This is a genomic window from Sporosarcina limicola, assembly GCF_014873855.1.
In the GTDB taxonomy this organism is placed as follows: Bacteria; Bacillota; Bacilli; order Bacillales_A; family Planococcaceae; genus Sporosarcina; species Sporosarcina limicola.
In genome coordinates this window covers 38601-62070 of sequence record NZ_JADBEL010000015.1, presented here as the reverse complement: position 1 = coordinate 62070, position 23470 = coordinate 38601, and the positions used below count along the sequence as shown (strand labels likewise).

Genomic DNA, 23470 nt, shown 5'->3' with positions numbered 1-23470 from the left:
TTATGGATGAGTTAAAGAGGCGATTAACAAAGGAACTTCAAGAGGACTTCAATGTGAAAATCATGGATTCCCTGTCATGGGGCTTGCCTGTACATTCCATCGAAATTTCATTCCAGACGGTTATGCGAACTAAAATGGATATCCTGATGAAAATGATGATGATCGCTTTCCAGAAGGCGGAGATTGCAACTGTTGAAGAGCTAAGTGACATTCTTCTTGTTGAACAGCTCTTTATTCAAGATCTATTAGGGAAGATGTCAAGGGCGCATATGATTGAGAAAAAAGGCGGCTTTTATGCATTGACTACTATAGGGGTTCAGCAGCTTGAGGATGGACTTTTTGAACATGAACCGGAGAGTGGATCCAAAGATGGACTGTACAGTCCGTGCCACCGGTCTTTTCTGAATGGAGAACGCTATGATAGTTCATTTGAAGAAAAAGAAGTCTACCGCTTTGCTAATGAATTCGATGATTGGGATGTCATGTCACTGGAGGATATCGATTTAGTAAACGTATTAAAAATGATGGGTGTAGAATCAAGTGAAGGTAACATACAAATTGTTATATCCGAGATTATCTCAACAACTGATGTTCAAATTGACGCGGTACCTTGTCTTGAATTTCGTCTATATAACGTGGTAGAAGATGTATTGTATGCCCGGGTTTGGAACACACTTACGGAACATTGGGATGCGAAACTCGAAGCTCAATTGAATGAAAAAGAATTGAAAAATTGGCGTGAGATGTATTTATGAACAAACATATTGAGTCAAGAACACCCTACGTTTACTGAACGTGGGGGGAGTTCTTAATTGCCTTGACTTTTCTATTGTTAGAGCATATGATGTGTATAATGATAAACGATTAACAATTAGTTAATTGTTCATTGGATTGTTAATTCAAAATACGATGAATTGTAGGGGGGAATCAAGTGTCCAACCAAGAAGCACTCAGCCAATACGATAGTAGCCTATTTCGAACACCTGACGGTTACACATCAGATATCGCTGTATTTACTATCACATCCCATCAATTAGCTGAGTACACACCACCAAAGATGACGTTGAAACTTATGCTCATTAAACGGGCCTTGTTAAATGCAGAAGGACAAACCAATATTGAAGCAGGTAAATGGGCGTTGCCAGGTGGATTCGTCCAAGCTGCTGAGTCTGGTTTTGAAGCGGCGGAAAGAGAACTTGAAGAAGAAACAGGTGTGAGTAGTATCCACATTAAGCATTTCGGTGTGTACGACAAACCAGGTAGAGATCCACGAGGATGGATACTAACGAATGCGCATTATGCCATTGTTCCGGAACACTCTTTAGTTAAAAGAAAAGCAAATGATGATGCCGCTGAAGTTGAATTGTTCTCGATTGACGAAGTATTAACATTAGAACTAGCCTTCGATCACTACGATATTATTAAAGAGGCTATCAATCGAATTACGAATGACCTACTTCAAACAACTGTTGCACAGAACTTTTTACCGAACTACTTCACTTATTCGGAACTTCAAGCATTGTTACTTACAGTGACAAAGGATCCCGCAATTTCGAGTGATCAAAGTTTTGCCAGGAAAATAAAAACACTACCGTTTATCCAAGCAGTTCCAGGGGAGAAAACACAAAGAACTTCCAAATCACCGACTCAGCTCTATGAATTTGTAGACATTGACGTTGTGAAACCTATCTACACAGCTAGGTATTAATTTTTTGTTTTCCAAAGTTAACAAATCGTTAATAATGGTATGCAACTTACATCTAGGGGGAGGAATTAATGATGAAGAAAGCCTTGCTTAACATTGATTACACATATGATTTTGTTGCATCGGAAGGAAAGTTAACATGTGGGGATCCTGGACAGAAGCTGTTGAGGTATATTTGTGACCTTACGCGTACGTTCATGGACAGCAATGATTTGGTGGTCTTCTCGATAGATTTACATAAAGAAAATGACCAGTATCATCCGGAATCAAAACAATTTCCGCCACACAATATTGAACATACAACAGGCCGTGAATTATACAGTGAATTAAACGACCTTTACCAAGCGAATAAAGAGAATGATTCTGTTTTATGGTCAGACAAAACGAGGTTCTCAGCTTTTGCAGGAACGGATCTGGAACTTAAATTACGGGAACGTAGAATCAATGAGGTTCATCTGGTAGGCGTTTGTACGGATATCTGCATTCTTCATACAGCGGTCGATGCATACAACAAAGGTTTTAAAATCGTTATACATGAACGTGGCGTTGCAAGTTTCAATCAGGCAGGGCATAATTGGGCACTCGACCATTTTAAAAACACATTAGGGGCGGACGTTATTTAACCTAACTAGGGGGCGGCATACATGAACAGTAAATACAAAGACGATAGCCTAGCTCTTCACACGGATCTTTATCAAATCAATATGACTGAAACATACTGGGAGGATGGCATTCATAATAAGAAAGCCGTATTCGATGTTTACTTTCGGAGTCTTCCATTCAATAATGGATATGCTGTATTTGCAGGACTAGAACGGGTAATCGACTATCTGCAAAATGTTGAATTCACAACAAGTGACCTGACCTATTTACGTGATGAATTGGGGTACGAAGAGGATTACTTAGCCTATCTCAAAGATGTTCGCTTTACGGGAACTGTCCATTCAATGGTGGAAGGTGAATTAGTATTTGCCAACGAACCCATTCTTCGTATCGAAGCTCCCTTAGCAGAAGCGCAGTTAATCGAAACTGCAGTTTTGAACATTGTTAACTACCAAACGCTCATCGCAACGAAAGCGTCCCGCATTAAGCAGGTCATAGGGGATCAAACAGCGATGGAATTTGGAACACGAAGAGCGCAGGAAATGGATGCAGCGATTTGGGGGACTCGAGCAGCCTATATCGGAGGATTTGAAGCGACTTCTAACGTAAGAGCGGGCAAGCTTTTCGGAATTCCGGTTGCGGGTACACATGCACACTCGATGATCCAAGCTTACCGCGATGAATATAGTGCATTTCACAAATATGCGCGTCGACATAAAGACTGTGTTTTCCTAGTGGATACGTACGATACACTTAAATCTGGTGTACCCAATGCCATCAAAGTTGCGAAAGAGCTGGGCGATACCATCAATTTCTCAGGGATTCGCCTCGATAGCGGTGACTTAGCTTATCTTTCAAAAGAAGCGAGAAAAATGTTGGATGAAGCGGGTTTTAAAAGTACGAAGATTATTGCATCGAATGATCTCGATGAAGCAACGATTATCAATTTGAAAGCTCAAGGTGCTAAAATTGATGCATGGGGAATAGGGACAAAACTAATTACCGCCTTCGATCAACCAGCTTTAGGAGCGGTTTACAAATTAGTTTCAATTGAAGATAATAATGGTGTTATGGTTGATACGATAAAGATTAGCGGTAATCCTGAAAAAGTGACAACACCAGGTCTTAAAAAGGTTTATAGAATTGTCAATAAACTAAACAATAAAGCCGAGGGAGATTATATTGCCCTTGAGCATGAAAAACCAGAGGATGAAGAACGACTCAAAATGTTCCATCCAGTTCATACACATATCAGCAAATTTGTAACGAATTTCGAAGCGAGAAATCTTCACACAACTATATTTGAAAATGGTAAGCTTGTCTATGTATTGCCGGAACTTTATGAAATACAGCGACTTGCAAAAGAGAATCTTGCTATACTTTGGGATGAATACAAACGCACGATGATGCCAGAACAGTACCCAGTGGATTTAAGTCAACTCTGTTGGGATAATAAAATGAAAAATATTTCAGAAGCACAAAAAAAAGTGGCAGGGATAACTTCTGCTAAAAAGAAATAGCATCAGTCAACAAGTGCTGAAGAAGCAGAGGAGGAAAAACAGATGGCTAGAATAGGTATTTATGGATCGTCTTTCGATCCGATTACAAACGTACACTTATGGACTGCGAGTACAATTGCACATCGCTGTAAATTGGATAAAGTCATCTTTCTTCCTTGTTCAAGTAAACGAAAAGATAAAGGAATGAACATAAACGATGAACATCGATGGAATATGGTGGAATTGGCGATTCAAGAAAATGATAAATTCAAAGCGGATAATTATGAAATGAATCAAGAAGCCTGGAAAATAACTACTTATGAAACCCTTAACTATTTTAAACAGGAATACAAAGACGATGAAATATTCTTCATTATGGGCGCAGATTTATTAGTAGATATCGGCGATGGCAAATGGGGGCATTCAGAGTCTCTTGTCAATGAAAATAGATTTATCGTAATGGCCCGTGAAGGCGTCAATATGCTAGAAGCCATTAGTAAATCAGCTATCTTAAGAAATAATGACGATGGAAATACATTTCATTTGCTTGACAAAGGTCTATCTATGGAAATCAGTTCTACTTATATTCGTGATGAGTTCTCAATGGATGGAGAGCCCCGTTATCTCCTTCCAGATGCTTGTTATTGGTATATTAAAGAGCATTCCCTTTATACAAGTAGGCATAATTAGGAAGTTTGTAATTCGAACATTTTGCTGCGCTTTTCCATATGTATAGAGAGGAAAGGGGCGGTTAAGATGATTTCATCGGCACCAATTGTACTTGAAGGTCATTCGTTTACGGCAGTAACAGTCCGTTTACCAAAAACGACATTGCTAACGATCTCAAATGATAACGGATATATTATGTGTGGGGCGTTAGATGTTGGGCTTTTGAATACGCAATTACATGAGCGAAAAATACTAGCGGGTCGAGCAGTCGGCGTGAAGACGATTGAGCAGTTGCTAAAAGCACCACTGGAATCGGTTACACTAGAGGCAGAACGACTGGGTATTCATTCGGGAATGAGCGGGGAACAAGCTTTGTTGAAAATGGTATAATTAAAAAAAGCGTAGGGCGCACGGAGTCTGGACAATTAATGAGGGACGTCTTCTGTCTGTTCGCAGCGAAGACGTCCCTCATTTTTGAGGGTGTTTCCCGTTTTTCATTCGATAAGTACCATTTCAGTGCGTAATTCGGTACAATGAGTTTCTAGCAATGCACTTTCATCCGCACCCATAGGAGGTACTTATGTTTTTTATCGAAGCAAAACGGATTATTGTCGTCATTTTCGGTTCTTTATTAGTTGCAATATCACTTAACTTTTTCTTAATCAATGCAAATGTGTATGCAAGTGGATTTGCCGGTGCTGCACAGCTTGCTTCTAGTGTGTTTGAAGATCATTTGGGTATCCGTGTGAGCACAGGGATTCTATTGTTGTTATTCAATATTCCTGTCTTTATACTAGGGTGGTTCAAGGTAGGAAAAGGCTTTACGATTTATAGCGTTGTGTCTGTTATTTTTGCGACTCTTTTTATGGAGCTATTGCCTGTGCTATCTGTGTCAGATGATATTATTTTAAATGCAGTATTTGGCGGCGTTATTGCTGGCGTTGGTGTCGGATTATCCTTGAAATTGGGTGCTTCTACAGGTGGTATGGATATTGTAGCGATGGTTTTATCACGTTTGCAGGATAAACCAATTGGAACTTATTTTTTAATTCTTAACGGTGTCATTATCGTAATGGCAGGCGTTTTATACGAACCAGAAAATGCATTATATACAATGTTGGCACTGTATGTAACGACAGCAGTTATAGATATGATTCATACGCGTCATGAGAAGGTGACTGCAATGATTGTTACACTCAAAGCAGATGAATTACAGCATGCTATTCATCAAAAAATGGTACGAGGTATAACGATTATTCCTGCAAAAGGTGCTTATACAAAAGAAGATAAAAGTATGTTGTATCTTGTCATTACCCGATATGAATTATATGATTTGGAAAAAATAATAGGTGAGATTGATCCAAATGCTTTTACGAACATTGTTCAAACAGTAGGTATTTTCGGATTCTTTAGACGAGAAGGCGAGAATATAAGCAAACCATCATGATTATTTGTTAGATTAGTGAAATGATTTACGATAAAGACCTACGTATTTTTAAAGATACTTGAAGATGTCCTTTTGCCCATATAACTTTTTAAATAAACACCCCGCAAAATCAAATTCCTCAGTTTGATTTTGTGGGGTGTAGATGTGAGTAGACACTATTTTACCATCTAGTTATGATGATTTATTAGTGAATTTCAAATATAAAATCTATCTTTTAACTGAGACAGATCTATTAACAAAAATCCTTCAGGTTAGTCCGACTAGAGATTTTAAAAAATCCGAGTTTTTCTTGTTGAAGGGGAAATTGGAATTGTTTATTTCGAAAAAATGAGAATTGGGATGAGGTATTAAATATGAACAAAATCTCATTGCGCATGAAAATGTTTATCTTTTCTTTTATCCTCGTTGTTTTCTCTGTCGGAACGAGTGGCATCATTATGATACATAATATTTCTGTTGCTTTTGAAAAGGAAATTGGTGCGAGGGCGATTGCGATTGCTCGAACAGTAGCCCAATTGCCAGATGTCAAAAGTCAAGTAGGAATTGATGGCGGTTCAGTTGTCATTCAGCCGATTGCAGAGAGGGTTCGTTTAGCGACTGACGTTGACTATATTGTTATCTTCGATATGGAGAAGATACGTTATTCCCATCCTTCCGAAAGTAAGCTTGGAACTCTTTTTGAAGGCGGCGATGAACAGGCATCTTTATCTGAGCACGAGTATATTTCTAAAGCGCAAGGGGTATTAGGGTATGCTATTCGTGCATTTGTGCCGATAATGAATGAGGATGGAGTCAGTCAGGTTGGGGTCGTTACTGTAGGTATTCTGTCTCCGACGATTCATAGTTTGATTGTTGAATATCGCAACGATATGCTCTTATCCTTGTTTTGGGGTTTATTCATCGGCCTTATTGGGTCACTTATTATTGCGAATCATTTAAAAAGGCAAACGTTGAACCTGGAACCCTATGAAATTGCCCGTCTGGTCGAAGAGCGTTCTAGCATGATGCAGGCAATGGATATTGGTATTTTAGCAACCGATGCACATTCAAAAATTATATTTATGAATCGTTTGGCGAAGCAGTACACAAACTTCTATGGTGACTCAATCATGTTGAGCGAGCTGTTTCCGGATACTTGGTTGGCAAAGGAATCCCAAAATGGCAATGAAGTAATCTATCGTCCACTGCTGTGCCATGGGGGGATGTATCTAGTGAGGATTTATCCAATTAAAGTTCAAGATCGTCCTGTGGGTTCCTTAATGATGATGACCGATCGAAAAGAGGCACATACTCTCGCGGAAGAGTTAACGGGAATAAAAACACTTGTTGATGCATTGCGTGCCCAAAATCATGAATATATGAACAAATTACATAGCATTGCAGGCTTAATGCAGTTAGATCGGACAGAAGATGCGTTAAACATGATAATGGACGAAATTTCTGATGAACAGGATGTTATTCAATTTTTAAAAGATACAATCTCTGATTCCTCTGTACTCGGTCTACTACTTGGAAAAAGATCACGTGCGAAGGAATTGGGTGTCATTCTAATAATCGATGAAGACTCATTTTTATCAGAGATAATGACCGGGTTTTCTAGCGGCGACATGGTAACAATCATAGGGAATTTAGTTGATAATGCGATGGAAGCCTGTTTAAATCTAAACGATCGAATTGTTACTATTCTTATACAAGGAAACGCTGTATCTTTATTCATTGAAGTTCAAGATAATGGAAGTGGATTGCCAGAAAAGTGGGGGAGAATTTTTGAATATGGTTACAGTACAAAGGAAAAGGAAGGAAGGGGAATTGGGTTGGCATTAGTTAAGCAGATTGTCGAATCGAACAAAGGGGAAGTCTCTGTCTGCTCACAATCTGATTCAGGGACTACCTTTACTATCAAAGTGGGGGAGACACAAAGAAATGACTAAGATTTCCGTATTTATTGTTGAGGATGACCCGATGGTATTAGATGTGAATAAAGGATTTTTGGAAAAGATGACTGGCTTCACTTTTATTGGAGCAGCAGCCAATGGAAAAGATGCATTACTACAAATAAAAAAGCTAAAGCCTAATCTTGTGTTGCTAGACATGTATCTACCTGATATTTCTGGTCTAGATATTTTAGTTGAACTGCGGTCAGCGCGGGTTCCTTGCGATGTTGTTATGATTACAGCGGCCAGAGACGCCATTACAATTCAGGAAATGATGCGTTTAGGGGCGGTTGACTATTTGGTGAAACCTTTTCGATTTGAACGCTTTCAAAAATCGCTTCAAGACTATTATAAAATGGCGAAAAAAATAGGAGGCCTAAACCAGCTGAGGCAAGAGGACATTGATGAGTGGTTAGGTAGTACGGGGAACAGCGTAAGTTTGCCAAAAGGATTGAATGAGCTAACAATGAAGCAAATCATGCTTGGTCTAGTAGGCGAGGCATTACCAGTCACCGCAGAGCAGTTAGCTCAAAATGTAGGGATGGCTAGAGTGACAGTGAGAAAGTATCTAGATTTTTTGGCCGTCAAAGAAAAAGTTCATATTGAAATGCAATACGGGAATGTCGGTAGGCCCACTAGGTTCTACTCATTGAAATAGTGATACCAAAAAGATCAAAACGTTCAATAACGACTTAATATTGAGTTTTCTGTGAAAATGTATAAAATAACAATCATCAGATTATTTATTAATTTGGGGGAGCCAATTGGAGCTAACTAACAGTTACAAACGAATCGTTTTCGTATTTATTGGTGGAATTATGCTCTTTGTCTTATGTGGCTGTCAGTCTACCAATTACCCGGTAGATTTTGAGCAATTAAGTGAGGAAGAACGGATTGTTATTCGTTTCTCCCATGTTGTGGGTGAAGAAACGCCAAAAGGATTGGCGGCTCGCAAGTTTGCACAGTTAGTAAAGGAGCGGAGTGGGGGTTATGTAGAGGTTCAGGTTTTTCCAAATGGGTTTCTATATAAGGATGGCGAAGAAATGGAAGCGCTTTCGAATGGTGATGTGCAAATGATTGCTCCTGCGACATCAAAAGTGACTTCGCTTATCCCTGAATGGTCAGTAATTGATCTTCCTTTCGCTTTCAATAGTATTGAGGAAGTACATGACTATTTGGCAGGGCCAGTCGGTCAAGAGCTCGTTTCAAAATTTGATAGTCAAGGGCTCCTCATGTTGGGCATGTGGGATAATGGCTTCAAACAGCTTAGCAACCGCGATTATCTGATTCGCTACCCCGAGGATCTTCAACAGCTGAAAATGAGAATTATGCCGAGTGATATTATTGATAAGCAATTTTCTATTGCTGGTGCGGTTCCTATGAAAATCGATTTTAATGTTGTGTTTCAGCATTTAGAAAATGGGGACATTGACGGACAAGAAAATACATTATCCAATATTACGAGTAAAAATCTTCATTTGCTGCAAAACTATTTGACGGTGAGTAATCATGGCTATTTAGGTTATACATTGTTAATGAACAAACAGTTTTGGGACGAGCTTCCCGAGGACGTCCAGGTGCTAATTACGGACACGTTAGTTGAAGTAAATGAGTGGGAATGGGAAACGGCACGTAAGTTAAATGATGAAAAATTAATGGAATTAGAAGATTGTCACTGTATCGATATTTATCATCTGACATCTGAGGAACGTCAAGTTTGGGAAGAGGCCTTCCAACCAGTTTATAATTATTATATAAAGCGGTTTGGAGCAAAATATGTAAAATCACTTCCTAAGTTTCAAGAAAATTCAACCTACGAGTGAACGAGTTAATAAAGGGGGATAACTTGTTACGTCCATTTTACGGTTGGTGTGCGTGTGGTACCCTCATCAAACCTTACAACTAAGGGAATGGCAAATTATTACCTCAATCGGTTATTAACTTTTTACTATATAAGCTTTGACAGAACGTAAAAAATAGGGGGAAAAGAAAAATGAAAAAAATACTTATGTTGAGTATTATCAGTTTGCTCGCACTTGTTGTGGCAGCATGTTCTGAGGGAAGTACGGGGGGCTCTGGTGAACAGAAAACGGACGATAAACCCATTGTTATTAAATTTTCACATGTTACCTCTATTGATAGTGTGAAAGGGAAGGCAGCCGAGCGCTTTGCCGAGCTAGTAGCAGAGAAAACAGGCGGAAAAGCAAAAGTAGAAGTCTATCCATCTTCTCAATTATACGGGGATAACGATGAATTAGATGCACTTGTTTCTGGAAATGTGCATATGATTGCTCCATCAGTAACAAAAATGGTTAAATTAGATCCACGCTGGCAATATGTTGACATGCCATTCTTATTTGAAAATCAAGCGCATGCACAGAAGTTTTTCGAAAGTGATGTAGCAAAGTCTTTATTAAACAGTGATAAATTAGCAGGCAACGATATCATGGGCTTAGTATTTTGGGAGAATGGATTCAAGCATTTTACAAATAACAAACATCAGTTACAAAAACCTGAAGATTTTAAAGGGCTTAAATTCCGTGCGCAGGCAGGAAAAGTGTTAGAGGCACAATTTAACGCGCTTGGCGCTGGAAGTGCAACGATTTCATTTGGTGAAACATACGCCGCTTTACAACAGGGAACAGTTGATGGACAAGAGAATACGTATAACAATATCGATACGCAAAAATACCAAGAAGTACAAAAGTATATGACACTTAGTGAGCACGGGCGCTTAGACTATGCGGTTTTTGTTAACAAACCATTCTGGGACAAAATGCCGGAAGATATCCGTACACAAGTGGGAGAAGCATTGAAAGAAGCAACGGAGCTCGAATGGCAACTTGCAGCAGACGAAAATGCAGCAAGCCTAGAAAATATTAAAAAATCTGGAAAAGTTGAAGTTCTTGAATTGACTGATGAAGAACGCACGGCTATAGCAGAAGCTTTAGATCCTGTATACGATGAGTTTGGTGAAACAATAACTTCTGAACTGATTGATGGTATTCGCAATCTAAAGTAAGAAATTATGGGTGTCGATCTTCTAATCTGATCGGCACCTATGAATTTTATGAGTGGGTTTTCAGTCTAGCATAGAGGGGACTATAACGGACATATTTTGCTAGTACAGCAAGTGGAAGAGGGAGTGTGAAAAATGAAAAGTTTGAGAAAGTTTTGGGACTCATTTGAGGAAGTTTCAGCGGGAACATTCTTCTTTACGGGAATCACGCTCATATTTTATGGTGTCATCATGCGGTATATCTTTAACGAACCTAAAGCGTGGGTTGAAGAGGTTGTTAGATACGTAATTATTTGGGGGACGTTTCTAGGATTCCCAATCGCTTTGCGATACAACCACCATATTCAAGTTGATATTCTTTACGACAAGCTTTCTCGACGGGCTAAAAAAGTTGTTGATCTTTTTGCAACCTCGGTTAGTATCTTATTTTGTCTTGGCTTTACGTATTATGGCATTATTCTTGTTGAAAATCGTTTTCATTCGGGTATGGTCTCGCTAGATGTTGGAATTCCGATGTGGATTGTCTATTTAATCTTGCCGATTTCCGGAACTTTGTTTACATTACGTTTTATTGAACGGTTAGTCAATTTGGTACGAGGAAAGGAAGAGCATTATGATAATCCTATTACTTAGTATTTTCTTCATATTGCTACTTCTAAGAGTACCGATTGCGATTAGTCTTGCTTTATCGACCATGGTTATTCTGTTGCAAATTGATTTTAACATGACCATGGTTCCACAAAGAATATTTACGGCGCTTGATTCGTTTCCAATGATGGCGATTCCAGGGTTTGTACTCGCTGGTGTATTATTAGCTCGCGGTGGAATTTCAAAATATTTAATCGAAGCATTAAAAACATGGGTTGGGCATTTGCCGGGAGGCTTATCTGTCGTTACAATTCTTGCTTGTATGATTTTTGCGGCTATCTCTGGTTCAAGTCCGGCTACAGCAGCGGCGATTGGTTCGATTATGATTCCGGCAATGGTTAAAGCTGGCTATGATAAAAAGTACTCAATGGGACTCGTCGCGGCGGCTGGGACATTAGGGATTCTTATCCCTCCTAGTATTCCTTTAATTATCTATGGAATTACGGCGGAAGTATCAATCGGCAAGCTGTTTATGGCTGGTGTTATACCTGGTGTGCTTCTTGGAGGCGTTTTGATTTCTTCGGCTATTTTTTATGCGAAGAAAAACGGTTATGGAAAAGGAGAAAAAGCAACTTGGGAGGAAAGAGGAAAAAGCTCACTTAAAGCAATATGGGGCGCCTTTTTACCTGTACTAATTCTTGGTAGTATCTACAGTGGAATTGTTACACCGACTGAATCCGCGGTCATCGCAGTGTTTTATGGAATTATTGTTTCAGCTTTTATTTATCGGGAACTCCACTGGAAAGATATTCGACCGATTATTGTTGAATCTATTAATATAACAGCAATGATTTTCTTAATTATTGGAGCCGCAAGCTTATTCGGACTCTATCTAACGAATGCACAAATACCGCAACAAATAGGTGCTTGGATAGCTGAAAGTGATGTGAATAAGTGGACATTCTTAATTATTGTTAACATTTTATTCTTCTTCATGGGAATGTTCTTGGAAGCTGTTTCAATCATTCTGATTACGTTACCTATTTTGCTTCCGATGCTCATTTATTTTGACATCAATTTATTACACTTTGCAATCATTATGACCATTAATATGGAATTAGGGATGATCACACCACCGGTAGGTTTAAACCTGTTTGTAGTGAGTGGTATCTCTAAAGAAAAGCTCGGAGCGGTAGTAAAAGGTGTCATCCCTTTTATTGTCTTGATGATCATGGTACTTATTATTGTCATCCTCTTCCCGCAGCTTTCGCTCTGGCTTCCAGAGCAAATGGAATAGTCAATTGACTGGCACGTCGGCTCGTGAAGGGTATTCAATGAGGGATTTTCAGTTTTGGAAAGTGGTCTTGAGTTTAGGTTTTGCATCGATGTTTATATTTGCTGCAATGTACTCGGTGCAACCACTTCTGTCAGTAGTGAGTACACTGCTCACTAGACGAAGTTCATTAGAGGTTATCATGGTTTAATCCAAATCGAAGTATTTCAGTATAGGGTTAGTGTCTTGTTCATAGGATAGCTTGTATATATTGACAACAGAATGGGGTGCTGTAAAGATGACTTTACCTCTACATCCGTTTTCGTTAATGAATCAGGTGTATCGTACGATTATGCCTGCGGTTCATAAGGAGCTTAGCTACTGGAAAAAACGAGCAGAAGAAATTCCGAATCAAGAATTGAAAAAGCAATCGCTGGCAAGTATTGAGCAGAAGATGTTTCACTGTGAGGGCGGGTCAATTATGGCGTTGACAGCCCTTGAACAGAAAGATGCCGCTATCAAGTTTATCGTCGCTTACCAGACAATTAGTGATTACTTGGATAACTTATGCGACAGAAGTACATCACTGGATCCGAGAGATTTTGCCGCTTTACATGAGTCGATGATTGATGCCTTGACCGTCGACGCATCACCAAAACTCTATTACAGATTTCGTGAAGATCAAGATGATGGAGACTATTTGGTTGAGCTTATGCAAATGTGTCAGTCTATTTTAAGTGATATGCCGAATTATGGAATGATTAAGCCGTACCTACTCGAACTATGTCAGTATTATTGTGATTTGCAAATCCATAAGCATGTGTGTAAGGAAGAGCGAGAGGAAAGATTGAAAAGTTGGTATGAAAAACATAAGAGTCTGTTACCTAAAATGGGTTGGCATGAATTTGCCGCTTGTTCGGGCTCCACTTTAGGTGTTTTTTGCCTTGTTTCGTATGCGCTACGCAATGATTTTGAAATAAGACATGCTGATAGGATTCGCAAGGGCTACTTTCCTTATATTCAAGGATTGCATATCCTATTGGATTATTTTATTGATCAGGATGAAGATCGTGAAGGCGGCGATTTGAATTTCTGCTGTTATTATGCAAACGATGAAGAACTATGTAAAAGACTGATTCATTTTTTGCATGAGGCTGATAAACATACAAATGATTTGCCTGATAATAAATTTCACAAAATGATTAATCGGGGGCTATTGGGTATTTACTTATCAGATCGTAAGGTGAACGAGCAGAAAGCGGTCAAAGTACTTGCTAAAAAGGTGATGAGACAAGGAGGGGCAGTAAGTATATTTTTCTATTGGAATGGGCGAGCGTACAGATGGTTGCAACAACGGTTAGCAGGCTAGAGGACAAGACTATTGTCTACTAATAGATGAAAATAACACGCAAAAGAAACTAGGAATTGGTTTGTAGGGTAAATAGCTCCTTATTTTTTCTTTTGAATCCACGACGTTCAATGGGTGTCCATTACTGCAAGTTCTTATTCACAAAAGAAGAGGGGTTTAATTGTCTACGACAGAGGAATAATAGGAGAGGATGATCTGGAAGGAGACGATTGCTAATGGCGAAATCTGCAAAAGATATTGCTTTAAAAATCCTGAATGAAAGCATCATTGGCACGATGGCAACGATACAGGGGAGTAAGCCGCATTCTCGTTATATGACATTCTTTAATGATGAGTTCATAATTTACACAGCGACAAGCAAGAGAACTCATAAAGTAGAAGAGGTCCAAAAGAATCCAAACACCCATATTCTTTTAGGTTATGAAGGCAATGGATTTGGCGACGCCTTTTTAGAAATTGAGGGCATTGTTGAGGAATCGCAGGAAGAGACGATGAAGGAAAAAGTGTGGAATAAACTCTTGAAGGGCTGGTTTGATGGGCCTGATGATCCTAATTTCATCATTCTGAAAATTATTCCAACGCAAATCCGTGTCATGAATAAAAAAGGCAAAGAACCACAAATCGTAGAGTTTTGAATCAAGAGATATCCTAAAGGGAACAAGTTGAGTGCCAAGATTAAAACAAATTGAAGTTGTTTTTAATCTTGGTGCCTATTTTTGGTTCTTTACGATGAAATAGGATTTTTAGGTTTCTACCCGTAACATTCTAATAGGAATTTAGAAATAAATGTTCATAAAAATGGCCAAATTGAAACGGGGATTCGTTTTTCATAATGCTATACTAGCACTATTGGAGATGATGGGCATTGAGTAAGCAAGCTGAAGATAATACATTGCTTTTAGAAGCTGAACAATTTATACATAGATGTTATGAAGAACTTGGAATGTCAAAAGCGCAACAGACGGAGAGAGTAGAGGAAATACGAAGAGCAATTACTGAAACGGGTACGTATACTCATACTTCGGTAGAACTGGAACACGGAGCTAAAATGGCTTGGCGTAATAATAATCGTTGTATTGGGCGTTTGTTTTGGGACACGCTTCAAGTGTTTGATGAGCGGGGATTGGAAACAGTTGAAGATGTACTGGAGGCATTATTGCGGCATATTGACTATGCAACGAACAACGGGAAAATCCGTTCAACAATTACAATCTTTCTGCCACGACAAGGTGGAGAGGATTCTGTGAGAATCTGGAATCATCAGCTTATTCGCTATGCGGGATATGAAGAAGCGGATCAGATTATCGGAGACTCCACATCGGTGGCGTTCACGAAGATGTGCGAAAAATTAGGGTGGAAAGGGAAGCGAACTCCGTATGATGTTCTTCCTCTTGTCATTCAAATGAAAGGCGAATCACCTCAATTTTTTGAAATTCCACAAGAGCTTGTGAAAGAAGTAGCAATTACACATCCACAATTCGAGGGTTTTAGTGGACTAGGTATAAAATGGTATGCGGTTCCAATCATTGCGAATATGCGGTTGGAAATTGGTGGAATCCATTATCCAATGGCTCCGTTCAATGGGTGGTATATGGGGACCGAAATCGGGGCGAGAAATTTGGCGGATGAAGATCGGTATAATTTACTCCCGAAAGTGGCAGAGCTGATGGGACTGGATACAAAGTCAAACCGTTCGTTATGGAAGGACAAGGCATTAGTTGAATTAAATATCGCTGTGTTGAATTCCTACAACAATGCAGGTGTGACGTTAGTCGATCATCATACTGCTGCGAAACAATTTAAAAGCTTTGAAAAAAGTGAGCAATCAAAAGGAAGAGAAATCACAGGGAATTGGGCATGGCTTATTCCGCCACTCTCACCTGCAACGACGCATATGTTCCATAGACCGTATAATAATGACATTGTTACACCTAATTATTTTTATCAAAAGGATCCGGATAATTGCTAACGTGGTTTTTATTTTCCTACTGGCATCCATTCTTCTTCTAATTGAAACCATTAGTCATCTGACTCGTAGAATAGAGTAGAAGAAGGGAGTGAATGGATTCATGGAAAATCCATTGGTCATTGTTAGTATAGGGATAATTTTAATTGGTTATATGGTTTATCATGCCTTCACTAAAAATAAAAAGAAGCTTAAGAAATTCCGTGAAGAATGGGAAACAGGCAATTATCTTGCACCCAGCGAGAACTTTGAAACAGTTTCTTCTTATTGGAGGAACAAAAAGAGCAATGCTGTGAGCTATGATGGAGTCGATCAGCTCACTTCAGACGATTTGGCGATGGATGAAGTGTTTAAAAAGATTAACTACACTCAATCTACCGTTGGGTCAGAGTATTTGTTCAATAAACTACGGGATCTTGACCCTGCACTTGAACAGGTACAAGAAAACGAAGCGTTATATCGGTTACTGTCAGATGACCAGAAGTTGAGAGAAGAAGTCCTTCTCACTCTCTCTAGTCTTGGAAAGCGAAATCATACGAACTCGTCGTCATTTTTTTATGGCCTGAATGATAAAAAACTCAACCACGCATATATGTATGGTCTACTTGGTTTTATGCCGATTGCAGCAATTATTCTGATGTTCTTCTCTTTGAAATATGGTATCGGCCTTTTTTTCGCTTCTTTTTTAATCAACACCGTGATTTATTATCGAAATAAAAGTACTTTGGAAAACGATTTGTATGCAATTACCTATGTAGCGAGTGTTATCAACATTGGAAAACAGTTCGCTTCTAGTAAACAGCCTGCATTCACAATGTACGCGATGAAATTCAAAGAAAATGTTAAATCAATTAAAAAAGTATCTATTTTCAGTAAGTTATTTCCATCTGGTAGTGGTGGGGAATTCGATTTTATAGTCGATTATATCCGGATTTTATTCATGTTAGAATTTATTGCATATAATAAAATCGTTCAAACATTAGTTAAAAATAAAGATGAATATCGGAATGTGTGGGAACAAATCGGTAAGCTGGATGCGGCGATTGCAGTCGCGTTTTTCCGTAATTCACTTGATACATACTGCACGCCATCATTTACGGATAGGGAAGAGCTTTCATTTGAAAAGCTCGCTCATCCACTGATCAACGAGCCTATTCGAAACACCTCGCTACTTGGGAAGAGTACGCTCATTACAGGGTCTAACGCTTCTGGTAAGTCGACGTATATAAAAGCAATTGCTCTCAATGCGATCTTGGCGCAGACAATTAACACCGTGCTAGCTGACAAATTTACGATGAAACCAAGCTATATTGTCACGTCAATGGCAATTCAGGATAGTTTATTGGATGGAGATAGCTACTTTATTGCCGAAATAAAATCGCTTAAGCGGATTCTTCGAATTATTGATGGTGGGAAGCCGTGTCTATCGTTCATCGATGAAATTCTCAAAGGAACCAACACAATCGAACGAATTGCAGCGTCGGCCGCGATGATGGAGTGGCTTGCTTCGAATAAAGGAATGAACATCATCGCATCACATGATATTGAACTAACTGAAATGGCGGCATCTGCATACACGAACTATCATTTCAGGGAATCAATCGAAAATGGAAAGGTTCTATTCGACTATACCGTTCACCCAGGTCCATCAGAAACGAGAAATGCCATTAAGCTTCTAGAAATACTTGGCTACCCAGAAAGTGTCACGGATAAGGCGAATACGTTAGCTCAAAACTTTACCCGTCGACGTGAATGGGAAGCGATTGGTGTAGTGAAATAAAAAATTGTGTCTGTTGAAAATAGCTTGTGCAATTTCATACATACCGATCATAGTTGGGGGACTTTTTTGGATTCCGGATCTTCTCATACTAGGTGAGGTATTATTTATTGAAAAATTTGATATTTCAGTCGGTAAATTGATTTGACTATTTATTAGTGGTTTTATTGGTATTGTATTAGGAATATGGAGTCTCATCATTACAGTAAAAGCGATTGCGGAAGCTCACAGATTTACTGCATGGCGTGGGTTATTGACGGTTTTTAATCATTACAGTTCCAATAATAAGCGTACTGTTAGTATCCGAAAATTTCAAGAAAAATAGATAATCAAATACAATTGGGGTAATGGTTAATGAATTGGTCAAATGATACGAATAGGGACAATAGGAATAGAAAAGTGGTTTGTGACAATAGATCCGGAAAATATAAGAAATGGCGGTGTATATGGAAGTAATAGTCTTGGAAGCTGATTTTGGGGTAAGGGAAGCTATGTTCATTTTAGCGATAATGAGCAAAGTGGTTATCATTTAAGTATAATAATAGTCGGTAAAATACGGCGAAATCACCTTTCAAGTTTCTTTTTAGGAAAGTACTGGATGTTGATCTGCTATTTCTTTTAATATACCTAAGTTCAGCCTTATATATGATTATCAGACTTTCTAAAACAAGCAAGTACTTATTTCCAAACAGATGCAGTGGCCAGGAGATCTCCTTAAAAACACGTAAAGCCCTCTCAATTTGAGAGAGCTTTGCTATTCAGTTCTACTGGTATGCTTTTATCCAAAACCGTACACAATAAAACCAGTGTTTCTTATTCAGTTGCGAATTCTCTTGAGTATATATGACGTCTTTTCGAGAGTTATTGTAGTTCATTTTATAACTATATATTCGGCACTACTTATTTGGCATTTACTAGGTGGTATATCTCACCAGTATAACGAACAAATCTAGCGAAAGAGCGACAAGTGTGAGCCGGAGTAATAAGATCATCACCAAGGAAGGATGTAGTTCAATCCTTCCTCAGCGACAAAGCGGTGTTGGAAGAACATTCTATTTGTTAAGTGCCGACTATATAGCACTGTTTTTATTTATAAGTTGTTGACTTTAATTTTCTATTTTCAATCTGGTACACACGGTCATAGTCAGCAAAATCATCTTCCTTAACATGATGACTAACTTCAATAATCGCTTGAGGTAAGCTAAAGAGCGTATCATGAATGCCCTCAGCAGTTTCTTTATCGAGTGCTGCAGTCACTTCATCCGCAATTAACAACTCGCGTTCTCTCAAGATTGCACGTGCGATTTCGACTCGCTGATTCTGCCCACCGGAAAGGTTTTGACCATTTTCTCCGACGACAAAATCAAGTCCTCTTTCTTTAACGACAGATGACAACCCAGCAGCTTTAATTGCTTGATCCAATTCTCCTGGTTCAAAGTCTTCGCCTAATGTGAGGTTGAACTCTAGAGTGTCATCAAATATCATGGGAGTTTGACGTATATAACTAATGTTTCGATTAATAGCGCGTGTGCTTTGCTCGCTCTTATCCCCATATGTTATCTGTCCATCTGGTAGAGGAATATGTTGTTGAATTAAATTCAGAATCGTTGTTTTACCAGATCCCGACTCACCGAGTAGCAGCAACTTCTCTCCAGCATTGATCACCAGATCGAAGCTATCTAATACTAAATTATTTTCAAATTGTACGGTGCCATTTCGAATTTCGAGGGGAAGAATACTTTCAAAAGAATGATTATCGGTTTGTTTAAATGCGTTATTTTCCTCTTCAATAATCGAGAGTTTTTTATGAATACCACTAGTTGTTGACAGCTTGTTAATATTTGCAGCAGCGACAGATAGTGGGTTAGCAATGCGGTCACTAGCGATAAATACTGCTACTAATGCATCGACTTCTAGCAATCCATTAAAGACAAAGATCCCACCGATAAAGACCGGGATCAAGCTCAAGATATGCGATGCGACATAGGCAGTTAGACTTGCTACCACTTGTGCCAAGGTCATCTTAACATTTTTATCTTCTGCATTAGCAATACTAACCTTTAAGCGTTCAAAAAATGTTTGTTCACGCTGATAACCAATAATTGTTTCAACACCTTTAATATCTTCAATTAATTCATTAGTGTAATCTTCGTTGGCCTTACTCCAATCTTTAGCGCTGTTTTCAATTTTCTTTTGATTTAGTTTCGGAAAAATCATAGTGACTAAAGCAAACACGATAAAGATAAAACCTAATTTAAGATTGATAGACAAAATATATCCACTCGCTACAGTAACTAAAACAATAGTTTGAACTGCTGTAATCCAAGCCATAATATAATTATTCTCTAACAATTTAACATCATTTTGAAGAAAAGAAAGTACATCCGATGATCTGGCGTCTGAACCTTTTTGGTGTTTATGAACATGATGTTCATAAACAGTCGATTTCACACTGACATTAAAATTTTTCATTAATTTTGCTATGCTATATTGATAAAAGTATCCACCAAGACCAAGAACTAGGAACCCTACAATACCGAAGCCTACTCCGAATGCGAGTTCTTGCTTACTTCCATTTTCTAATCCTCCAATAACGAGTCGGATGGTCTGTGGCAACAAGAATCCTTCAATGGACGCAACAACCAAACCAATCAAAACAAAAATTACATATTTTGCACTCCCGTGTTTAATCATCAATTTCATCGCTCTCACCCTATTCAATGGTTTCTAAACTTGTTTCTTTGATGATCGATTATTTCTTCTGCTATAGATAAAACTATATCGGTACTAGTGGTTATCTTTTCATTGTTAATAAACGATATCCATCTACTAATAACAGAAACAATCCCCATAGATCCTGTATAAAAATCATGAGCAATTTTAAGTGATTGCTCACCAGGAAACCCTAAAGATTTACCTTCATGTTCGCTAAACACCTCAAAAAGTCTAAACGTTGAAATTTTTCCCTCTATACTTTCATATACCTCTGGATCTTCTTCGACCAATTGATAATATGAGATCAAGAAGTCAGCAACTCCGGCGAGCCCTCTCATCAAACCCGGGAAATATTGAATCTTATGCTCTAAACTTTTTGCAATCTTATCGAGGTAATTTTTATGCTCCGGATTCCTTGTTATACGATAAAACGAAATCAATAACATTCCAACACCAGAAAGCCCATTAAATAAAAATGCGGACTCTACGGACTCTCCGCTACCTTTTTTCTTTCTGTTAATTGTTAAATTCCCAATTTTGTTTGTATAAAGCATATCCAAAACTTCTTTTAATATTTTTTCTGATTCCTCTAGATATTTTCTTTCACCAGTCACCACATAAGTTAATAACAAGGCAAGAGAGACTCCTGCTTTTCCTTCATAAAGACCGGAGTACTCCAACTCATCCCCTTCTATCATTTGATCTGATAGAGCCTTCGCTTGTTCCTTAGATTTAGTGTCTTTCGTTTTCATCCAATAATACAAATGCATAATAACTAATCCGGCTTTGCCATAAAACAAATCATTTAATAAAGGTGCCGGATGCGCAGCTACTTCCTTGTATAAAATCCGTGCTTCATCAATCAAATCTATTTTTAATAAATAGACTACGATCCCTGAACTTCCGATTAGCAAGTTTCTCGGCAGATTCTTTATACTAGAAAATTCTCTTTCGAAAACTTCTAAGCTAATTTCTTCTAATAGAACTGGAGTTGGCTCATCTAAATTACGATATGTTTGATAAATACCAAACAATATCCCATAGATTCCATGACTGATACTAAACGGATTTGTATTAAAAATATGCGGATCTGCGGGGATATAATAGCCTTTTTCTTTTGATGAAAAATCAAATAAACCAAGTATCGAACTTGTAAGTTCGATTAAATCTGTTCCTTTATATTTAGTAGAAGATTTGGTTCTATGACTAATCAAACCCTGAGTTTTGAAATGATTTAATAAAATATCAACATATTCATCAAGCAAAAAAGGTGCATTTTCTTGCGCCCATTCTAACAATGCGATTTTTTTAGTTTCATCTAATTCATACAAATTATTAATGGGATATATCATAACCATACCTATTAGCATTATCTTGTCTAAATCTTTTTTCACTAGATTTTTCTCTTTAGAACGATAACCAATTGTATCCACTCTTAATTCTTCCGTTTCATCAAGAAACATAGAGTGTTCTAAATCAATTATTCTAACATTAAAAGAGCCATCTTCTTTTTCCTCCAATATAACATTTGCATCTGATATGTCATAGATGGCTATACCGTGTTCATGAATAATACCGATTTTTTCAATCAATTGGTTGAAAATATCAAGTATATTCTCGTAATATTTTTTTATTTTAGATACATCTCTCTCTAAACTTATTAGAGGATTTTTTGTATATGTGTATACCCTCAAAGATTTACCTTCAATTTTCTCTTCTACTAAATATCCATTTCCATGCTCTAAAATAAAATCACTTACTTTTGGAGTGATGCCGGTTTTTTCTAGTTGAATTAAAAAATCTTTTTCTCTTTCTAATCTTTCAGGAGCATAGAATCCTGCATAATCTAAAGCTGAATATTGCCTAGCTTCTATTGCAATCCATTGCTTTTCAACCTGATCTTCTACAAGATATATCCCTCCACTTGAAGAAAATTGTAAGGCTTCTTTAGGTTTGTACTTTGATAAAAACAATGATTCTTTTTCAGTTTTTATCGGAACATTTAAATCTTCAACCCATTCTGGAATACGATAATAAGGTACTCTCATATCTTGGACTAATTTATTCTCATTGTTTTTGATAAATGTTTCTGTTGTACCCCGCTCAGAAACTCTTCTAATCGGAATAAATTCACCATATCGATAAAACAAAATTTTTGAATCCTTATATGGTTTGTCTGAGAGGATATAAGGTCCTTCAAAAACCTTTGTTTTATAATGCAAGTCTTCTAATACTGTTAAAATAGAGTCTTCAGGAGGATATAGAACAATGAATTTTCCATGACTTGCTCGATTAGTTGCCTTTCCATTGATTTCTCTAAATTTATCTAAATCTGCTGTGAACTTAAAATTGATTTCATTTTTTATACAGTAATTTGCTGCAATTTTAAGCACTTCTTCATGATTATCAATAGTTGAAGAAATATGTATTTTCCAATCTGCTGTTCTTTTATCAGAGATATTCTTATTGAAAATAAATATAGTCCACGGGTTTTTTATATAAATTTCAACTTTATTTTTATCAAAATCAACAAGATTTATAAAACTATCTTCATTATGTTTAAAATTATTATTTATCATATAAAATGATGTATTATTTTTAAAGGCTACAGCATGATTAGAATATTTCACTGGTAACATTTTATGTCCACCTCTTTCTATTCTATTATAATAAGTTAAAAGATAAGGCTGAGTATATAAAATACCCGGCCTTTTCAATTACATTTTTGTTAATTTGTTTTTTTAGGAATTTAGTTTCCGGTTTTAGTTGGACCATTACAACTGTTAAAAACACAAGAGGCAAATGGTGACATATCAGCGTTAGCACTAAAAGGTGCAGTTACATCCATTCTTTGAAGATCTAATAAACCTGTCATGTTTGTCACCTCCTTTAATCTGTATAATTGT

The 23470-nt window shown here is 37.8% G+C and carries 20 protein-coding genes; 17 read left to right on the top strand and 3 right to left on the bottom strand.

Annotated features, from left to right (window positions below; all coding sequences use genetic code 11):
- Positions 1-2: 2 nt before the first annotated feature.
- The 17 genes from H4683_RS13395 to H4683_RS13315 all read left to right on the top strand — a co-directional run bounded on the left by H4683_RS13395 (position 3) and on the right by H4683_RS13315 (position 17852).
- Positions 3-755 (top strand): hypothetical protein, encoded by a 753-nt coding sequence (locus H4683_RS13395; protein WP_192599325.1) that lies wholly within the window; start codon positions 3-5, stop codon positions 753-755.
- Between the two features lie 176 nt (positions 756-931).
- Positions 932-1708: an NUDIX domain-containing protein gene (locus H4683_RS13390; RefSeq protein ID WP_192599324.1), complete on the top strand. Its 777-nt coding sequence runs from the start codon at positions 932-934 to the stop codon at positions 1706-1708.
- A gap of 71 nt (positions 1709-1779) precedes the next feature.
- Positions 1780-2328: a cysteine hydrolase family protein gene (locus tag H4683_RS13385; RefSeq protein ID WP_192599367.1), complete on the top strand. Its 549-nt coding sequence runs from the start codon at positions 1780-1782 to the stop codon at positions 2326-2328.
- A gap of 21 nt (positions 2329-2349) precedes the next feature.
- On the top strand, positions 2350-3828 hold the full coding sequence (locus H4683_RS13380) for a nicotinate phosphoribosyltransferase (RefSeq protein WP_192599323.1): 1479 nt from the start codon (positions 2350-2352) through the stop codon (positions 3826-3828).
- Positions 3829-3870: 42 nt separating this feature from the next.
- Positions 3871-4497: a nicotinate (nicotinamide) nucleotide adenylyltransferase gene (nadD, locus tag H4683_RS13375; RefSeq protein ID WP_192599322.1), complete on the top strand. Its 627-nt coding sequence runs from the start codon at positions 3871-3873 to the stop codon at positions 4495-4497.
- A 66-nt stretch (positions 4498-4563) separates the two neighbouring features.
- Entirely contained in the window at positions 4564-4866 is a 303-nt protein-coding gene (locus tag H4683_RS13370; RefSeq protein ID WP_192599321.1) for a YunC family protein, read from the top strand.
- A 190-nt stretch (positions 4867-5056) separates the two neighbouring features.
- Positions 5057-5923, top strand: coding sequence for a YitT family protein (locus tag H4683_RS13365; RefSeq protein ID WP_192599320.1), 867 nt, complete (start codon positions 5057-5059; stop codon positions 5921-5923).
- A gap of 353 nt (positions 5924-6276) precedes the next feature.
- Positions 6277-7854, top strand: coding sequence for an ATP-binding protein (locus tag H4683_RS13360; RefSeq protein WP_225942087.1), 1578 nt, complete (start codon positions 6277-6279; stop codon positions 7852-7854).
- Entirely contained in the window at positions 7847-8515 is a 669-nt protein-coding gene (locus tag H4683_RS13355) for a response regulator (protein WP_192599319.1), read from the top strand. Before H4683_RS13360 ends, H4683_RS13355 begins: the two co-directional genes overlap by 8 nt.
- A gap of 106 nt (positions 8516-8621) precedes the next feature.
- Positions 8622-9680 carry a DctP family TRAP transporter solute-binding subunit gene (locus H4683_RS13350; RefSeq protein WP_225942086.1) on the top strand — a complete coding sequence of 353 codons (1059 nt, stop codon included), beginning with the start codon at positions 8622-8624 and terminating at the stop codon, positions 9678-9680.
- A gap of 170 nt (positions 9681-9850) precedes the next feature.
- Positions 9851-10879: a DctP family TRAP transporter solute-binding subunit gene (locus tag H4683_RS13345; RefSeq protein ID WP_192599318.1), complete on the top strand. Its 1029-nt coding sequence runs from the start codon at positions 9851-9853 to the stop codon at positions 10877-10879.
- A gap of 132 nt (positions 10880-11011) precedes the next feature.
- The gene (locus H4683_RS13340) at positions 11012-11509 is read left to right on the top strand and encodes a TRAP transporter small permease (RefSeq protein WP_192599317.1); all 498 of its coding nucleotides are present in this window, start codon (positions 11012-11014) and stop codon (positions 11507-11509) included.
- Positions 11490-12761 (top strand): TRAP transporter large permease, encoded by a 1272-nt coding sequence (locus tag H4683_RS13335; protein WP_192599316.1) that lies wholly within the window; start codon positions 11490-11492, stop codon positions 12759-12761. Before H4683_RS13340 ends, H4683_RS13335 begins: the two co-directional genes overlap by 20 nt.
- A gap of 274 nt (positions 12762-13035) precedes the next feature.
- Positions 13036-14106, top strand: a complete 1071-nt coding sequence (locus H4683_RS13330; protein WP_192599364.1) for a tetraprenyl-beta-curcumene synthase family protein — start codon at positions 13036-13038, stop codon at positions 14104-14106.
- Positions 14107-14321: 215 nt separating this feature from the next.
- Positions 14322-14741, top strand: a complete 420-nt coding sequence (locus H4683_RS13325; RefSeq protein ID WP_192599315.1) for a pyridoxamine 5'-phosphate oxidase family protein — start codon at positions 14322-14324, stop codon at positions 14739-14741.
- Between the two features lie 230 nt (positions 14742-14971).
- Positions 14972-16075 (top strand): nitric oxide synthase oxygenase, encoded by a 1104-nt coding sequence (locus H4683_RS13320; RefSeq protein ID WP_192599314.1) that lies wholly within the window; start codon positions 14972-14974, stop codon positions 16073-16075.
- A 100-nt stretch (positions 16076-16175) separates the two neighbouring features.
- Positions 16176-17852 (top strand): MutS-related protein, encoded by a 1677-nt coding sequence (locus H4683_RS13315; RefSeq protein ID WP_192599313.1) that lies wholly within the window; start codon positions 16176-16178, stop codon positions 17850-17852.
- A 1083-nt stretch (positions 17853-18935) separates the two neighbouring features.
- Here the strand turns inward: H4683_RS13315 and H4683_RS13310 are convergent.
- The 3 genes from H4683_RS13310 to H4683_RS21955 all read right to left on the bottom strand — a co-directional run bounded on the left by H4683_RS13310 (position 18936) and on the right by H4683_RS21955 (position 23439).
- Entirely contained in the window at positions 18936-20552 is a 1617-nt protein-coding gene (locus H4683_RS13310; protein ID WP_192599312.1) for an ATP-binding cassette domain-containing protein, read from the bottom strand.
- Positions 20553-20566: 14 nt separating this feature from the next.
- Complete coding sequence (locus H4683_RS13305) at positions 20567-23203, bottom strand: class III lanthionine synthetase LanKC N-terminal domain-containing protein (protein WP_192599311.1); 2637 nt, start codon at positions 23201-23203, stop codon at positions 20567-20569.
- A 110-nt stretch (positions 23204-23313) separates the two neighbouring features.
- Positions 23314-23439: a hypothetical protein gene (locus H4683_RS21955; RefSeq protein ID WP_275403084.1), complete on the bottom strand. Its 126-nt coding sequence runs from the start codon at positions 23437-23439 to the stop codon at positions 23314-23316.
- Positions 23440-23470: the final 31 nt, after the last annotated feature.

Coding starts and splice junctions, on each gene's coding strand:
- H4683_RS13395 (WP_192599325.1), top strand. CDS start 3: ATGGATGAGTTAAAGAGGCGATTAACAAAGGAACTTCAAGAGGACTTC.
- H4683_RS13385 (WP_192599367.1), top strand. CDS start 1,780: ATGAAGAAAGCCTTGCTTAACATTGATTACACATATGATTTTGTTGCA.
- H4683_RS13380 (WP_192599323.1), top strand. CDS start 2,350: ATGAACAGTAAATACAAAGACGATAGCCTAGCTCTTCACACGGATCTT.
- nadD (WP_192599322.1), top strand. CDS start 3,871: ATGGCTAGAATAGGTATTTATGGATCGTCTTTCGATCCGATTACAAAC.
- H4683_RS13370 (WP_192599321.1), top strand. CDS start 4,564: ATGATTTCATCGGCACCAATTGTACTTGAAGGTCATTCGTTTACGGCA.
- H4683_RS13365 (WP_192599320.1), top strand. CDS start 5,057: ATGTTTTTTATCGAAGCAAAACGGATTATTGTCGTCATTTTCGGTTCT.
- H4683_RS13360 (WP_225942087.1), top strand. CDS start 6,277: ATGAACAAAATCTCATTGCGCATGAAAATGTTTATCTTTTCTTTTATC.
- H4683_RS13355 (WP_192599319.1), top strand. CDS start 7,847: ATGACTAAGATTTCCGTATTTATTGTTGAGGATGACCCGATGGTATTA.
- H4683_RS13345 (WP_192599318.1), top strand. CDS start 9,851: ATGAAAAAAATACTTATGTTGAGTATTATCAGTTTGCTCGCACTTGTT.
- H4683_RS13340 (WP_192599317.1), top strand. CDS start 11,012: ATGAAAAGTTTGAGAAAGTTTTGGGACTCATTTGAGGAAGTTTCAGCG.
- H4683_RS13335 (WP_192599316.1), top strand. CDS start 11,490: ATGATAATCCTATTACTTAGTATTTTCTTCATATTGCTACTTCTAAGA.
- H4683_RS13330 (WP_192599364.1), top strand. CDS start 13,036: ATGACTTTACCTCTACATCCGTTTTCGTTAATGAATCAGGTGTATCGT.
- H4683_RS13325 (WP_192599315.1), top strand. CDS start 14,322: ATGGCGAAATCTGCAAAAGATATTGCTTTAAAAATCCTGAATGAAAGC.
- H4683_RS13315 (WP_192599313.1), top strand. CDS start 16,176: ATGGAAAATCCATTGGTCATTGTTAGTATAGGGATAATTTTAATTGGT.
- H4683_RS13310 (WP_192599312.1), bottom strand. CDS start 20,552: ATGAAATTGATGATTAAACACGGGAGTGCAAAATATGTAATTTTTGTT.
- H4683_RS13305 (WP_192599311.1), bottom strand. CDS start 23,203: ATGTTACCAGTGAAATATTCTAATCATGCTGTAGCCTTTAAAAATAAT.
- H4683_RS21955 (WP_275403084.1), bottom strand. CDS start 23,439: ATGACAGGTTTATTAGATCTTCAAAGAATGGATGTAACTGCACCTTTT.